This window comes from Aquimarina macrocephali JAMB N27 (genome assembly GCF_000520995.1).
In the GTDB taxonomy this organism is placed as follows: domain Bacteria; phylum Bacteroidota; class Bacteroidia; order Flavobacteriales; family Flavobacteriaceae; genus Aquimarina; species Aquimarina macrocephali.
In genome coordinates this window covers 255,422-272,523 of record NZ_JACA01000012.1, presented here as the reverse complement: position 1 = coordinate 272,523, position 17,102 = coordinate 255,422, and the positions used below count along the sequence as shown (strand labels likewise).

Here is a 17,102-nt window from a genome sequence, read left to right as displayed (position 1 = left end):
GTTTAGCAGAAGAGAAGAGACTGGCAGATGAAGCAGCAGCAGAAGCAGCTCGTCTTGCTGAGGCAGAAAGATTAAAACAAGAAGCAGCAAAAGCAACAACAACTGCAAACGAAGAAGGCTTAGATGAGATTAAGAAAGAATTGGATAATAGTAGTCGAATCACAAGTAAGATATTTGCTCGTAGAGATTCATTACTAACTACCAACTTAAATGTGGATAAACGTGAATTTAGCAAGCTTTTAGAATCACTTGTTAGTATGAATGATGATGCCGATGAGGCTAAAAGAGAAGCTGATCCTGCTAGTTCTAAAAGATTAACAGCTAAAAATAGATTTGTGAAATTTGCAGAAACAACAAGACCAGAAGCTCAAATCGCAACCAAATATATACCTGGATACCCAGAAGGATATTACTTAATTGGTAATGTATTTAAGGGAGGAACATATGCTGATAAATTCTCAGGAACTTTAAAAGATTTAGGATTCAATGATTCTAAAATAATACTTAACCCAGAAAATCAATTCCAGTATGTAGCTATAGAAAGTTATACAAACAGGGATGAGGCGACAGAAAAGTATTTAAATAATATTGATAACAGATACTTTGGTGATATGTGGATATTGCACATTGCCAAGAGTAGAGTAGAATCCTATAAAAAGCTATTACAAGAAACTCGACTTATCAAGGATACAGTTAAGGATGATACAGTATTAACAGAGAGTTTATCATATATCGGAGGACATAATATTGAAAATGGATATTATCTGATTACTAATATTTTCAAGAGAGAAAATTACTTTGAAAGAGGAATGGCGAAGCTACGATCTCAAGGATTAGAGCCTCAATATTTCAGGAACCCCAAAGACAACTATATATACGTTTACTTAAAGAGACATGACAATCTTGATGAAGCTAAACAAAGTTTATTTTCTAACGTAAACAATTCGTATGATGGAGATCTTTATATATTGAAAATTCAATAATGTAAGAAAGAGATTATGATGACTAAATACCCAAACACCCCACGGCTTATGAAACTTAGACTGAAATCTGCTATCGTTTTGGTTTTTTTAATGATAGGCGTACAACAAATATCAGCTCAGGTCCCCTTTACCGAGGTACCTAATAGTACGTTAAGAATTAATGGAGAGCTTAAAATAATTGGTAATGCTATTATTGGACTAAACCAAAGTGGTTTTACACCTAATGATAACTATAATGGAAACGCTTCTAACAATGCAAAAACCTTTGGGTATATAGATATAGATGGAGATGGGAGTACATTTAGTTCCAGTAGTGCAGAACTTGAGTTAACATCTGGTTGTGAAAGGATTGCATATGCAGGATTATATTGGTCGGCATCATATTTTGTACAAATGAACCCGTCTGATACTCGTTTTGTTCAGTATACGGGTTTACCTTTTCCTGATAATAGACCTGATTTTAGAACTATAAAAATTAGACCACCTGGTGGTGGTGGGTATGTTACTATTCCACCTACTCAGACACAAGTGATTTATGATGGATATCGTAATACTGCCACCAATCCAAGTAATACTGCAGCAATAGATATTCCGTATGTATGTTATGCAGATGTTACAACACTAATACAAGGGCTTGGGGCAGGGAATGCAAATGGAACATATACTGTTGCAGATATGCGTGCTTCTACAGGTTTTTCTGGATTTAATGCCAACGGTATAGCTGGGGGATGGGTACTGGTAGTTGCTTATGAAGACCCTACCTTATCAGCAAAATTTATAAGTACAAATAATGGATATTTAGTGATTGCTCCGGGTAATCCACTTCAAACTTTTTCATATACTGGTTTTCAGACTTTACCTGCACCTTTACCAGTTCGTGCGCGATATTCGATTGCTACGTTAGAGGGTGATAGACCTTTTTTAGGAGACATATTTCAAGTGCAAAGACCAGATACTGCCTGGCAAAATATTTTTACAACTCCCGCTAATCCTAATAATAATTTTTATGACAGTTCGATTTCTATAGATGGTCAATATGTTACCACTGCGAATCCATTGACTCCAGATAGAACTCCATCTTCAATAAACACTTTAGGATTTGATGCCGATATTTTTGATATTCCGAATCCGGGTAGAACAGTTATTGGTAATGATCAAACTTCTGCTAGTTTTAGAACAACTTCTGCTGGTGATGCGTATAGTGTGTTTTTCAATTCATTTCAAATAGAAATTATTGAACCTGAGCTTACGGTTACCAAGCGAGTGTTAGATAATAATGGCATTGATATTACAGGATCTCCTGTAAATTTTGCAGATCAGTTGTTTTATGAACTTACTATAGAGAATCAAGGTAATGAGGATATTACTGCAGCAAGTATTAGGGATGTGCTTCCTGATAATGTTGATTTTACATTAGGTAGTATAACTACTAGTAATCCAGGAATAGTTGCTACTCCTAATGGTACAAACCGACAGATAGATATTACAATAGCAGATCCATTAATTGTTCGTAATGGAGGGATTCATACTGTTCGTTTTGGAGTTAGTGTTGTAGCCACCTGTGCCGACTTGCGAGATGCTTGTTCTAATCAAATTAATAATGTAGCAATTTCAACCTATACAGGAGTTGAATCTGGTATTACACAAACTGGTGAAGAAAGTATTTTGGAACAAGATGCGTGTCAGTTTGACATTACAGGTACATCTAACGTTTTGGTTAATGATGGTATTTGTTTTACAGAAAGCCAACCAGCGTTTATATGTACGGGTTCTTTAACGCTTACAGCGGGAGCAGGTTTTACTTCTTATGAATGGGTAAACGCTAGTAATCCAGGAGTTGTTATAGGCACTAATAGAGATTTAGTAGTTACAGCCGCAGGAACATATATAGTTACTGAGACCGGTGCACCAGGTTGTCAGGATAAACAACAAACCTTTGTTGTTGATGCTTTTAATACTGTAGTAAACCCTATTATACAAATAGCAAATGATTTAGTATCAAACCCCAATGTAAATGGTAATATTAGAACTTGTCCGAGTACCGGAGATCCACTACCGGAGATTTTTTTATGTGGAGCAGGGACTACATTAACTGTTCCAACCCCAGGAAATACGTTAGGTTTTCCTATTGGAACTACGGTTGAATGGCAGCGATTAGATCCTGCTGCTTGTCCTGCAGTAACAAGAGATCCTAATTGCCCTACTACAGATGCAGGATGTGATGGTGATTGGGTAACGGTAAGTACAGATATTAATAGTTTTACAATTTCACAAGCAGGAGAATATAGAATTAATGCCACTTTTGATAGTAATTGTACCATACCTTTTTACTTTAATGTATTTCAGAATAATTTTGATCCTGATCTTACAGTTGTACGACAAATCATTTGTAGTACGCCAGGAACAATACGAGTTCAAAATTCCTCTCTTCAATACGAATATCAATTAATTACACCAATAACAAACACAGTAATTGGGTATCAGGCTTCAGCAGAGTTTACAGGATTAACAGAAGTAGGAACATATGCTGTTAATGTTCGTCAAGTTGGAGGTTTGCCTACAGCTTGTGTTTTTCAGGAAACTATCTTTTTAGACGAATTAGATGCAAGAGAAACAGTTACTCCAACTTCTCCTACATGTCCAGGTGATCAAGGAAGGATTGAAATAACAGTTGATGATTCCCAAGTTAATTATAGATATATTATTAATAGTACTTCAACGACTTTTAATGATACAGAGGGACCTACAACGGTTCCAAACCATACATTTACCGGGCTTAATCCTGATACTTATAATGTACAGGTATTATCAGCCGATGGTAGCTGCTCTGAGGTTTTTGTTGTTACAATAAATGACCCTGCAGCATTTTCGGCTACAGTGAGACTTGTTGAGGATTTACATTGTAATCCCGGGTATCAACCTGATCCGAACCTTAATGATCCATTACATCCAAGTTATGATCCATTAGCTCCACCGTTTGATCCTGATCAATTTATTGCAATATACGAGGTTACGGTAACAGGAGGTTCTGGTAATTTTGCATTTAATACCCAGGCAGATTTTTTGGGTACTGTATTAGCACCCATAACAGGAACGACTTATCAATTTAGAGCGACTACTGCGGGTAATTACCCAGTATTTGTTGATGATCTTGATAATAGTTGTACTATAGCGGCTGGTAGTGTAGATGTAAGCCCTTATACGGCAATTACGGCAACAGCTACACCTATTAACCCTGCTTGTAACGCAGATAGCGGATCTATCCAAGTTACTATTGGTGCTGGGTCGACAGGGCCTTTTACCTATATTCTCGATCAAGGAACAGCATCAGAGGTAACTATCGGGCCTTCTGCTAATACTACTGAAACTTTTAATAATGTAGACCCATCGGTATCTCATACGGTTACTGTGCAAGATGGATTTGGTTGTGATTTTACAGTTACTCCAGATGTGACCTTTACAACACCAGCTAGTATTACAGCCACGATAAATGATGATTTCAGACTATTGAGTTGTACAGCAACTCCAGGAGCTCAGGCCCAGGTAACTGCTATTACAGGTGGTTCGGGAACTTATGAGTGGAGTTTAAACCCAGCAGGTCCTTTTACAGCAGTAGGAGCGGTTCCTTTTGAAATTGATTTTGCGAGTGACGGATCTTATACTTTATATATTAGAAACCAAGCTACTGATGATTGTTTAACACCTTTCCCAATTACTATAGATCCAAGATTAGAAGTTGATAGTGTAACCATCACACCGGGAGATCAAAATTGTACAAATCAAACTGTGGATGTTGTAGTTTCTGCTTTACCAGCATTAACAGCTCCTGCATTTTATGAATATAGTATTACACCAGACCCTGCTACAGGAGCTGGTGCTACAGGTACAACAGCATTTAGTACTACAACAGCTTATACGTTTACTAATGGAGTACTTTATACAGTTACAGCCAGAAGAAGTGATACCCAATGTGTTAATACAGAAAGTTTTACAGGAACTGCAGTTCCTGAAATACAAATTACAAGTGCTTCGCAGGATAAACCTGTAAATTGTGTTGGAGCGAGTGATGGTATATTATCTTTCACTGTTGGTAATAGTGCTGCCTATACATATACAGTTACTGGCCCTACAGTTGTTCCAGCAGGAGCAGGAGCAGGAGTAACTCCTGTAACGATTGGTTCACTATCTGCAGGTACCTATACGATTACAGTTACAGATACAAGTCTTTCTGCACCATCTGTAAATTGTTCTACAACGACTACAGTCGATATTACAGAGCCAACAGATCCATTTAGTTTTGATCCTTTTGGCATAGATGCTGCAGATTGTGGTAATCCAACAGGTTTTATTACTGTAAATGTTACAGGAGGACGAGGAGGTTACGAATATCAATTACGAGATGCTGCAGGTGTTGCAATAATTACACCGTATCAGTCGGGTAATGTGTTTGGTCCTTTAGCACCAGGAACGTATACTGTTTTTGCGCGTGATGGAAGTGACCCTACAACAGCTTGTGAAATTAACCAGCAGGTAATTGTACCAGTTACAGCTGTACCTAGTATTGCTGCAGTGGCTGGAGGAGACGCATGTTATACTCCTGCAGATCCAGCTACACAGAGAATTACTATTACTTTAGGAGTTCCAGCACCTGTCGGTCCTTTTACCTATAGTTTAGATGGTGGTGCTCCAGTGGCAGTTGTATTTTTAGGCGCACCTGCAAACACATTTGAGATTCCTAATCTTACTCCAGGAGCACATACAGTAACAGTTACTAATACAGGAAGTACATGTACTTCTAATACAGTGAACTTTACAATAAACCCAGAATTAACAATTACGGCTAATTTAGACAAAGATATAGATTGTAATTCAGGAGCTAGCATTTCGTTTACTCCCACTGGAGGAGATGGAGCTTATACCTTTAATTTAGTAGGAACAGCTCCTCAAGCTGGGATACCTAATCCTGTAACAGGAATTACGACTCCCGGAACTTATCAGATAGAAGTAGTAGATGGATTAGGCTGTACGGCATTATCAAATACTATAACTGTCAATGCATATGAAGCACTAGCAGGAAACCTTGTTGGAATAGATCCTGCCTGTCCGGCAGATAATGGAGGAATAACTGTTAATGCTACTGCTGGTGAAGGTCCTTTTACTTATATTTTAGATGGAGCGGTAACGTTTGGTCCAACAAGTGATGTGTCTCATACATTTAATGGAGTTGATCCTACAGTACCTCATAATGTTATAATACGTGATAGATTTAATTGTGATTTAGCATTAGGTCCGATATCATTAACTCCTCCGGCGGCAATTACAGCTACTATAAATGATGATTTCAGATTGTTGAGTTGTACTGCAACACCTGGCGCTCAGGCTCAGGTAACAGCCATCGCAGGTGGTTCGGGTACTTATGAATGGAGTCTAAATCCAGCTGGTCCATTTACTACAGTGGCAGCAATCCCTTTTGAAATTGATTTTGCTACCGATGGATCATATACCGTATATATTAGAAATCAAGCTACGGATGATTGTGTTGAGTCTTTCCCAATTACAATAGATCCACTTTTGGAGGTTACTGATATTACTTTTGTAACAGGAGATTCAGACTGTTCTGCGCAAACTATTGAGGTAACAGCAACTGGTGTTCCTGCAGGACCAACATATACATATAGTGTTGTTCCGGCACCAGTATCTGGTAATGCTACAACAGGAGTATTTGTATTAAACAGAGCAGTAACCTATACTTTTACTGCTACAAGAGGAGATAATCAATGTTCTTATGATGAAGATTATAGACAGGAACTAGTTCCTGAAATACAGATTACTAATGCAGTTGAAACTAGCCCTACGACTTGTATCGGAGGTAGTGATGGAGCACTTTCATTTACTGTTGGTAATAGTGCTAACTTTACATATACTATTACTGGCCCTATCGTGGTTCCAGGAGGTGCAGGAGTAGGAGTTACTCCGGTAAATGTTGGTTCTTTAGAGGATGGAGTATATACTATTATTGTAACAGATTCAAATCTGGCAGGAGGTTCACCACCTAATTGTCAAGCTACAACTACGGTAACGATTACCCAACCAGATCCTATTACATTTACCATAGATCCAGTAGTTCAGGACTGTGCGGCTGATACTAATACAGTTACCATTAGTGCAGTTGCAGGAGGTAGTGGGACAGGATATACATACGTATTAAATGATTCAGGAGGGACACCATTAGGTGCGAGCCGACCTGTTAATCAACCTTATAATAATGTACCTAATGCAACCGGATATGAAATTATTGTTACAGATGGAGCGGGTTGTCCATCCGCACCACAAACATTTGATATCAATCAATTACCACAATTAGATGCAAGTGTTAATGCTAGTTCTGATTTCTGTTTAGATGATGGCACAGTAAGTTTTACAATAGATATTGATGGTACTGATTCTGGTACTCCTGATTATACATATAACGTAACCAGAAGTGGTATTGTAGTAATACCAGATACCAATGTTGGAGCATTGACTACGTTTACTACAACTCCTGATTTAACCTTACCAGGAGATTATATAATTACAATTACAGATAGTAATGGTTGTCCGGTAGTACTACCAACACAAACTATTGCGCCAGCAGTAGAATTGGTAGTTACTCAAGTTGCTGATAATACTTGTGATGCTTTAGGTAATCCAGTTCCTGCAGAATTTTCATTTGCGGTTAATGGAGGATATACACCTTATGACATAGCAGTTTCTATAAATGGTGGAGCATTTGCTGACCACTTGACCAATGCTACAACACCATTTGCAAATTATACAAATGGTACTGCAGGATCTTATGTATTTAGAGTTACCGATGATAGAGGGTGTACCTTTACTACAACACCATTTACAGTTACAGTTCCTGCAGTGATCAATATTAATGCACCAACGGTGAATTTAGATTGTGATGGAGATACAGGAACAGCAGTGATTAACGTTACTGGTACAGAAGGACCTTATGAAATTGATTTCCAAAATACAGGAACTTTTGTTACTATTACAGGTACTCAGATTACTTTCCCGAATTTAGGAGAAGCTATCTATCCATTTACTGTTAGAAGTAATCGTGGATGTACTGATACAGGTACAGTAGAAATTACCACACCAGATCCTATTACCGAGGTAAGTAGAACAGAGACTCCAGTTACCTGTGGAGGTTCTGTAGTGATAACAGATTTAGGAGCTATTGATTTTGAAATAGCAGGAGGTACAGCAAACTATACTTATACTTTGGTTACTGCAGCGAATTTTGCAGTATTACCATTAGTTCCTGCTGCTACAGCTGCTACAACTCCAAACCCTGTAACTACAGGAACTACTGTAAGATTTGAAGGTTTAGATTTTGGTCAGTACTTTATTTTTGTAACTGATACGAATGGATGTACAGATAATGGTCCTTTTGGGCCTTTTAACATTTTCTCTCCACCAAATGACTTAGTACAGAACATTACAGTTTCTGCAACATGTCCGGGAGGGGTAACGTTTGAAATCGATGTACAAGGAGGTTCAGGTATTAATCCACCAGCAAATCCACCACCAGGATTTGATATTAGAATTGTTGGAGAGCCATCTCCAGGACTAGGTGATTTTGTGCCATTAGATGATAGTGTTGGAGGAGCGACTGCTGTTGATGCAAATACGCCGATCAGAGATCATACGTATAGCGGATTGGATTTTAATAGAACCTATATTTTAGAAGTAAGAGATAATGCGACGAACTGTTTATATCAAGAAATGGTTCCTGCTATAGCACCACCGTCAGAACCGAGTATTATAAATGATGTAGTTACGGATGTAAGTTGTAATGAAACACCAGCTTTAGATGACGGTAGTGTTACATTTGATGTTTCTGCATATGATCCTACGGTAACAGAAATATCTTGGGAAGTGTTTAACGCTTTTACTAATGTAAGCTTAGGTGCTGCATATACAGGTTCTGATAACACTACCCCAAGTCCGGCAGTACCAAATGTTCCGGTTACGATTAATAATATACCACCTGGTCAATATTATGTAACTATACGAGAAGTTGATGGTACAATGTGTCCGGCGAGATACGATTTTACTATTGATCTTCCAGTTCCAATAACTTCAACAGCAACAAATCAAACTCCAGCTAATGGTTGTGGTACAAATGCACAGGTTATTATGAATACCAATGGAGGTACACCATTTGCAATCCCTCCAACAGCTGATGGATATCAATATGCACTAATAGCCGATGATGGTTTTGGAGCTCCGGTAACTACACCAACGTTATTAGCAGATTTTCCATTACTAAGTAATGTAATTGATTTGGGTAGTACAAATGGACAGGTACAACATATATTTGTTATAGATGATAATGGGTGTACTTTTGGCCCTGTTACAGTTACAACAGTAGCAAACCCACTTCCAACAATAACATCAGCTAACTTTATAGATGATTGTGCCTATGACAATAGTAATGTGATACGTATTCAAGCTACAGGATTAGGAACGTTAACATATCAAATAGATGGTGGTACCGCGGTTGTCGGAAGTATTGATAACAATAATCATGAATTTACGGTTTCGACACCAGGAACATATACTATTGGAGTTACCGATGAAACAGGTTGTACTGTAACTACTCCTGTTGATGTATATGGACCATTGCAGATTAGTGCAGCGTTTACTGTGGCACCTGATTGTACAAATGCAACAGGAACAATTACCACAACAATCACCTCAGGAACAATACAAGGAACAGAAACATATGTATTACAAGATTCTGGAGGTACTCCTACAGGAAATGTGACAGGAGTCGCAACAGGTATATTTACAGGGGTTGCTCCTGGTAGTTATCTTGTTGAGATAACAGATGATGGTAGAGGGGTAGCACCAGGGTGTTCATTTACGGCACCTGTGAGTATAGAAGCACCTACATTACCCGTATTATTAGCACAGCCTAACACAAGTGTAACGTGTAATGGGGATACAGATGGTGTTGTTAATGCAGTACTTGATCCAGCTACAGAAGATCTTACTGCTACATATCAATATGAAATTATTGCGCCTATTGTAGTTGCACCACAAGCAAGCCCACAATTTACAGGCCTTGCTGCAGGAACGTATACAGTAAGAGTAACTGCTACAGAAGCAAACGGTGCATTGTCTGTATTGTGTACAGATGATCAGGACTATATTATAGATGATCCAAGTGTAATTACTGCAACAGGGACTGCTCAAGACCCATTAACTTGTGGTGCAGGCAATACTGTAAGCCCAGGAACGATAGCAATCACTATTGATGCTACTACAGGAACAGGACCAGATTTCTTTGTAACGGTTACGCAACCAGATGGAATAGTAAGAACAAGAATACCGGTACCAACACCAATACCAGCACCACCTGCAACAGCATTACTTATTGATGCACCAGTAGATGGCGTATATAACATTACTGTTTTTGATAGTAATAATTGTTCACTTGTATTGGCACCAGTACCAATAGCTCCATTACCAGTAATGAGTGATCCTACGGTAACTGCAGGTACACCTATAAATTGTGTTACTAATGTTCAACCAGTAACAGTTTCTATAACCGGAGGAACAGGACCATTTGATTTTGCAGAAACTAGTGGAGCGGTAGTTACTCAAACAGTTGCTGCCGGAACAGGTAATGTTGATCCACCACCAGGAGTTCAAACTATTGCGACATTTAATTTACCGGGAGTTGGTAATTATGTATTCGAAATTACTGATACTGCTACCGGATGTACAATTCAAACGCCTACATTTAATGTACCAGAATATGATACGATTGAGGCTACTATAGCGCCTTTAACTAATATAACGTGTGTAAATGATTTAACAGCTGGAGAAGTAACTTTAACAGTTACTGGATATACAGGAGCATATACATACAATGCAACTAACGCGACTACTGGTACAGTAACGCCAGGAGCTGGAAATACTGCTACAGGACCTATTACAATTTCTGGTTTGGAAGCTGGAGATATAACAGTTGTTGTGACAGCTGCGGCACCACTATTATGTGATGACACCTCAAACGTTGTTACAATTTCTGCACCAGCCCCATTAACATTAAGTCCTTTGAGTATATCTACTCCTGATTGTAACAATCCATTATCAGTAGTTACCATGGAAGCTAACGGAGGAGTTGGACCATACAACTTTGCGGCTGAAGCAGGAACACTTGTTCCTGGACCACCACCAGCAACTCCTGCAGTATTTGCACTTACAGATACTTTTAGTTTAGACCCGACAACGAGTTTAGATTGGGTGATTTATGTACAAGATGCTAATGGTTGTATAGTACCAACACAAATAGCTATACCAGCGGTTACAGCACCACCTACATTAAACCCTATACCATTGTTTGTAGATGATGCATGTAATTTTGATAATAATTATACATTTACAGTTACTGCAACAAGTAATGTACCCGCGCCGGGAACAGGAGATTTAACATACCAATTAAATATGATTACCCCTGTTGCTACTGTTGGTCCGCAAGTGCCAGGAAGTGTAAACAACAATACTCATGAATTTACGGTTACCGCTCCAGGTACATATAGAGTATTTGTATATGATGAGAATGGCTGTCCTTCGGCTTCACAAGACATAACGGTTTATCCAGAATTATTAGTAACAGCAACCTTTACTGACCCTACTTGTCGTGCTTCAGATGCCACTGTAGTAGCTACAGTAAGTGGTGGTTCTGCTACTCCAGGAAATTGGACTTTTAGTTTAGTTGATGCTGGAACGGGTACCCCTATAGCAGGAGTAACCCAAGCAGTTGGTGTACCAGGTGCAAATGATGTTACGTTTAGTAATGTGCCACCAGGAAATCATAGAGTAGAAGTTAACGATAGTGCAATAGGACCAAATCCACCTGCTCCAGGAGGTTGTCCTGCAACTTTTAATATCACTGTACCTACATTCTTAGATCCAATTCCTTCAGGAACGCCTACACCCGTTTCTTGTTTTAGTGGAACTGATGGTACTATTTTAGTAAGTTTAGACCCAACGGCAGATGATAATCCGCCATATCAATATGAGATTGTAGCCGGGCCAGTACTAATAGGACCACAGTCAAATCCATTATTTGAGAATTTACCAGCAGGAACTTATGATATCGTTGCTACTTCTGATAAAGGATGTTCTAATGCACCAGCAATTCAGGTAGTAGTTGGAGGACCAATGGCTGTTCTTGCCGCGAGTGGTCTTCCTGGATCTTATACTTGTAGTCTAACAAATGATCCTGTATCTCCAATTATCATAGTTACGATTACAGGAGGAACAGCTCCTTATGATGTATCGTATACAGGACCTTCGTCTTCTGGATCAGAAACCGATGTGGTAGATTCTGATTTAGTAACACCAGGAGTTCAATATGAAATTACTGCACCAGTTGCAGGAACATATACAATTACAGTTGTTGATGATAATAACTGTGCTGTTGCCGATTTTGATGTGATACAACCTGTATTCCCGGTAATGAGCAATCCTACAGTAAATGCTGGACCCGCAATTGATTGTAATACGAATACGCAAGATGTTACAGTTACTATAACAGGAGGTGTAGGTCCATTTAACTTTGTAGAAACAACAGGAGTTATCCCACCAGATAATAATGTTGTTTCGGGAGGAGCTACAACAACAAGTACTACATTTAGTTTACCAGGTTTACCAACACCAGGCAGCTATATTTTTGAAATTTTTGATATTGGTACAGGATGTTCTATTCTTACGCCACAATATGATGTACCTGTATATGATACTATTGAAGCGACTATTGCTTTGGGGAATGATATTACATGTTTTAATACTGCCCCAGCGGATGGTTCTGTTGTATTAACGGTAACAGGTTATACAGGAGCATATAGTTATAATGCAACGAATACAACAACGGGTACGGTTACACCAGGAGTAGGTAATACTGCTACAGGAACACATACAATTACTGGATTAGAAGCAGGGAATATTGAAGTGGTAGTGACGGCTACAGCAACACCATTCTGTAGTACTCCTACAAATACAGTTGCCATTACCCAGCCACCAGTTATTAATCTTACTGTAAATCAAATACAGGATGAAACCTGTACCCCTGGTGATGATGCTACTGTTGAAGCAGTTGCCGGAGGAGGTACTGGAGCTTTACAATACCAGTTAGAAAATGCAGGAGGAGGGATATTAGTACCATTTGGTACAGATCCAAGATTTGGAGGTTTCCTTCTTGATGCAGGTACTGCACCGGCAGGAATAGATTATGTGGTAAGAGTAAGAGACACTAGAGGTTGTGAGGTAACGGGCACAATTAATATTCAACCACCGACACCTTTAGGATTAAATGCAATTGCACCAACGCTATTAGCTTGTTCTGATAGTGAGGATGGTACAATTACAGCTACTGCAACAGGAGGTCAGGGACCAGGGACATATTTCTTTATGTTAACATTCCCTGATGGTTCACAATCTGCTGCGGTTGCAAGTACTACAGATACTTTCCAATGGATAGATCTTAAACCAGGTAACTATATTGTTACGGTTACCGATAACTTAGCGTGTGAATTTGCTCAAAATCCTGTGGTTATTAATGCACCACCAGTTGTGACGATAGATGTGGTTCAAGGACCAATAACTTGTCTTGCTCCTAGTCCTAACCCGATAACGGTTACTGCAGGAGGAGGAACTCCTGGAGGATATGTGTTTAGTAGTGATGGTGTAACCTTTGTTGCGGGTAATATTTCTCCTACAGTCCATGAATTTACTTTACCTGCAGGGGATTATAACTTCTTTGTTAGAGATGTAAATGGATGTGTTTCTCCGGCTTCTAATACCATACCAGTACGAGATCCTGTTCCATTAGCGACGACTCTAGATTTAAGTAACACGTTTATTGTTTGTTTTGGTGAACCAACAGGTTCTATTGATGCAAGTGTTACAGGAGGATTAGGTAATTATGGATATCGAGTAACAGGTACAGATTATTTAGGTAATGCTGTAACATTACCCGGCCCATTAGCTACAGATACTCAGACCACTAGTTTCTTTGGTGATTTACCAGCAGGAACTTATACCTATACAGTAACCAGTGGAGACTGTGTAGATAGTGTAACACCTTTTGATATTACCCAACCAGCAGAATTTATAGCAGAAGCATTTGCAACGCCTATTTCTTGTAATGGAGAAACTGACGGTACTATACGAGTAACTGCTGTTGGGGGTACTGCACAATACTACTTCTCATTATATAATAGCGCGGGTACTGCAGTGTTTACCTTTATTGAAGATGAATCTGAAACACCTCTTAATGAGCATACGTTTATAGATTTACCAGCGGATACATATCGAGTAGAGGTAGAAGATGATAACGGTTGTCCAAGAACTATTATTGATATTCAGATTATAGAGCCAGCACCAATTTTGGCTACTGTAAATTCGACAACGCCAGAAGATTGTGCAGGAGATATGAATGGTACAGCTACCTTATCAATTACAGGAGGATTACCACCTGCAAATCCAGCAGATCCAAGTTATTTCTGGAGTATTGATGGTGTAAATTATCAACCCGTAACAGATCCTGCAAATTTATTTATTGATAATCTACCAGGAGGTACGACTACAGTATTTATTAGAGATTCACAAAACAATGCAAACTGTCAGGGAGCCTTTAATATTGATATTGAACCAGGCGTTAATCTTGCTGGCGAACTAGTACCAGAATTAGTATGTCCTATATTTGACTATAGTGATCCTGCGAATCCTGTGATGACTAGTGAAGAGCAATATCTTGTAAGTTTTGATATTGTCGAAGAGGCACAAGGATTAGGTATTATTTATACTTTGAATGGTATAAATGGAACACCAAATCCACCTAACAATTCGAATTTGACAGGTAATTTTGAGGTAATTCCAGGAGAGTATGAAGGTATTATGGAGTTCCAAGGATGTACAAGAACTGTAGATACAATCGAGATTCTTGAGTATACTCCATTGGCAATACCAGTTGCTCAAATGACCAATAACCCAGAAGACCCTAATGAATATCAAATTATAGCATCTGGAGGAAGACCATTTGAAAATACTCCTTTCTATGCATTCTCATTTACGATGTTAGAAGATGGAATGACGTTGGATCAATTAGAGCCTTCAGACTATACAGAATTAGATGGAAATATTTTTGTAATACGACAGACTGCAGATTATGTATTACGCGTAGTTGATGCAGATGGCTGTGAGGTACTTACGATTCAGAATCTGACGTATATTAATATTCGTATTCCTAACTACTTTACACCGGATAGTCCTAATAGTACAGCAGAAGATCGTTTCTGGTACCCTAGACAGATTACTCCTAATATAGATGATCCTTTCTTCTTTGAAAACATGGAAGTAATCGTCTTTGATAGATATGGAAGAATGCTAGCGGAATTTAAAGGAGACCAACAAGGATGGGATGGTTTATACCAAGGAAAACAACTTCCATCAGGAGATTATTGGTATTCTATAATTCTGAATGACGTAGATAATAGAGAATTTACAGGCCACTTTACATTATATAGATAATATATAGAGCCTTAGTAAGTTATAAGACTATATGGATAAAAAGCCAAATGGTATAGAAAGAGAAAAGTTAATGATCTGTAATTTTTAATATTAGATGAAGAAGTATATTATCATATTTAGCCTATTTGCAAGTTATTGTACTTTTGCCCAGGAGTTTTTTGCCCCTGTACAAAATCAATATATCGCAGATAACCCATATTTGATATCCTCGGCATATGCGGGTATTGGAGATTGTTGGCAGATCAGAGCTTCAGGTTTTGAGCAGTGGGTTAGTATCGAGGATTCTCCAGGTACACAATCCTTATCAATAGATGGTAGAATATCAGACCGTTCGGGTGTAGGTGCTATTCTGTTTAATGATCAGAATGGATTTACTACTCAGAAAGGGATTCAGTTATCTTTTGCTCACCATTTAACACTTAACGAATACAATAATCAATACTTATCATTTGGAATTAGCTACAAGTTCACCCAATTTGGTATTGATACTTCAAAGTTTAATAATGGAGACCCTGATAACCCATTTAATCCTGGATTAGCAGATATAAGTGTAAATGATTCTAATTTTGATATTGGATTATTATATCGTATTGGTCGTTTCTTTTTGAGCGCCAATGCTGTGAATTTATTACAGAAAGAGATAGATGATTTTAATCCAACAGAACCTTCTCAAATACAGAACTATTATCTGTATACTGGATATACATTCTATCATAGATTTAGTGATATCGAGGTAGAACCGTCTATACTATACCAAAACTTTGCTGGAGATGGTCGTTCTACAGCTGATCTTAATCTAAAGGTTCGTAAAATGCACCGTGGAGATTATTATTGGATAGGAGTTAGTCTTCGATCTTTGGTTGATCAGGATTTTAAACCACTTTCTGTATCTCCTATGTTAGGAATCAAAAAAGCTAATTTTTATGTTGCTTATGGATATCAGATTAATGTAAACGAAGTTTTACAACCTACCTCTGCAGCAGGGTCGCACATGATCACGTTAGGATTCGATTTTGGTTGTAGACAAAGTAAATGTGGATGTACATATTAATAAGATTTTAAAAGAAATTCTAAAAACCTGCTTTGTTTAAGCAGGTTTTTTTATTTAAATTATTTATCCATATATTTTTGATTATTTAGTTTCTTCAACAAACTTCAAGATGTAAAACCCCTGAAAACCGTGATTTTTATTTAGTTACTCCATTGTATTTTTAACAAATATAAATGAGCTTCAATACTATATTATTAAACTAATATTTGTGTGATTTTATTTAAATATTTATAGCTCTTAAAACCCAAAACATGAAAAAATTATTATGTAGCATTACTATCCTTTCTAGCTCTGTTTTAGTTATCAAAATGCCTTTTAATTCCATATTTAAATAGTACCATTACAATAAAAGGCGAGTCAAAGACAATAGGAAATAGCATTGTTGGGTTAAATGAAACAGTAGATGGTCTCACACATGCACCAAACGAATTATAAATGTAAATACAAAGGTTACCAGTATAAAAATCTATGAT

General features: G+C 38.0%; 2 protein-coding genes and 1 pseudogene. All 3 read left to right on the top strand.

Going from position 1 to position 17,102, the window contains the following annotated elements; all coding sequences use genetic code 11:
- A pseudogene (locus tag Z054_RS31675) lies at nt 1-983 on the top strand (hypothetical protein); the annotation flags it as partial.
- Nucleotides 984-1,031: 48 nt separating this feature from the next.
- Nucleotides 1,032-15,578, top strand: a complete 14,547-nt coding sequence (locus tag Z054_RS0109495; RefSeq protein ID WP_161635271.1) for a T9SS type B sorting domain-containing protein — start codon at nt 1,032-1,034, stop codon at nt 15,576-15,578.
- 94 nt (nt 15,579-15,672) lie between these two features.
- A complete protein-coding gene (locus Z054_RS0109490) occupies nt 15,673-16,629 on the top strand; it encodes a PorP/SprF family type IX secretion system membrane protein (RefSeq protein WP_024769838.1) in 957 nt (318 codons plus the stop codon).
- Nucleotides 16,630-17,102: the final 473 nt, after the last annotated feature.

Coding starts and splice junctions, on each gene's coding strand:
- Z054_RS0109495 (WP_161635271.1), top strand. CDS start 1,032: ATGAAACTTAGACTGAAATCTGCTATCGTTTTGGTTTTTTTAATGATA.
- Z054_RS0109490 (WP_024769838.1), top strand. CDS start 15,673: ATGAAGAAGTATATTATCATATTTAGCCTATTTGCAAGTTATTGTACT.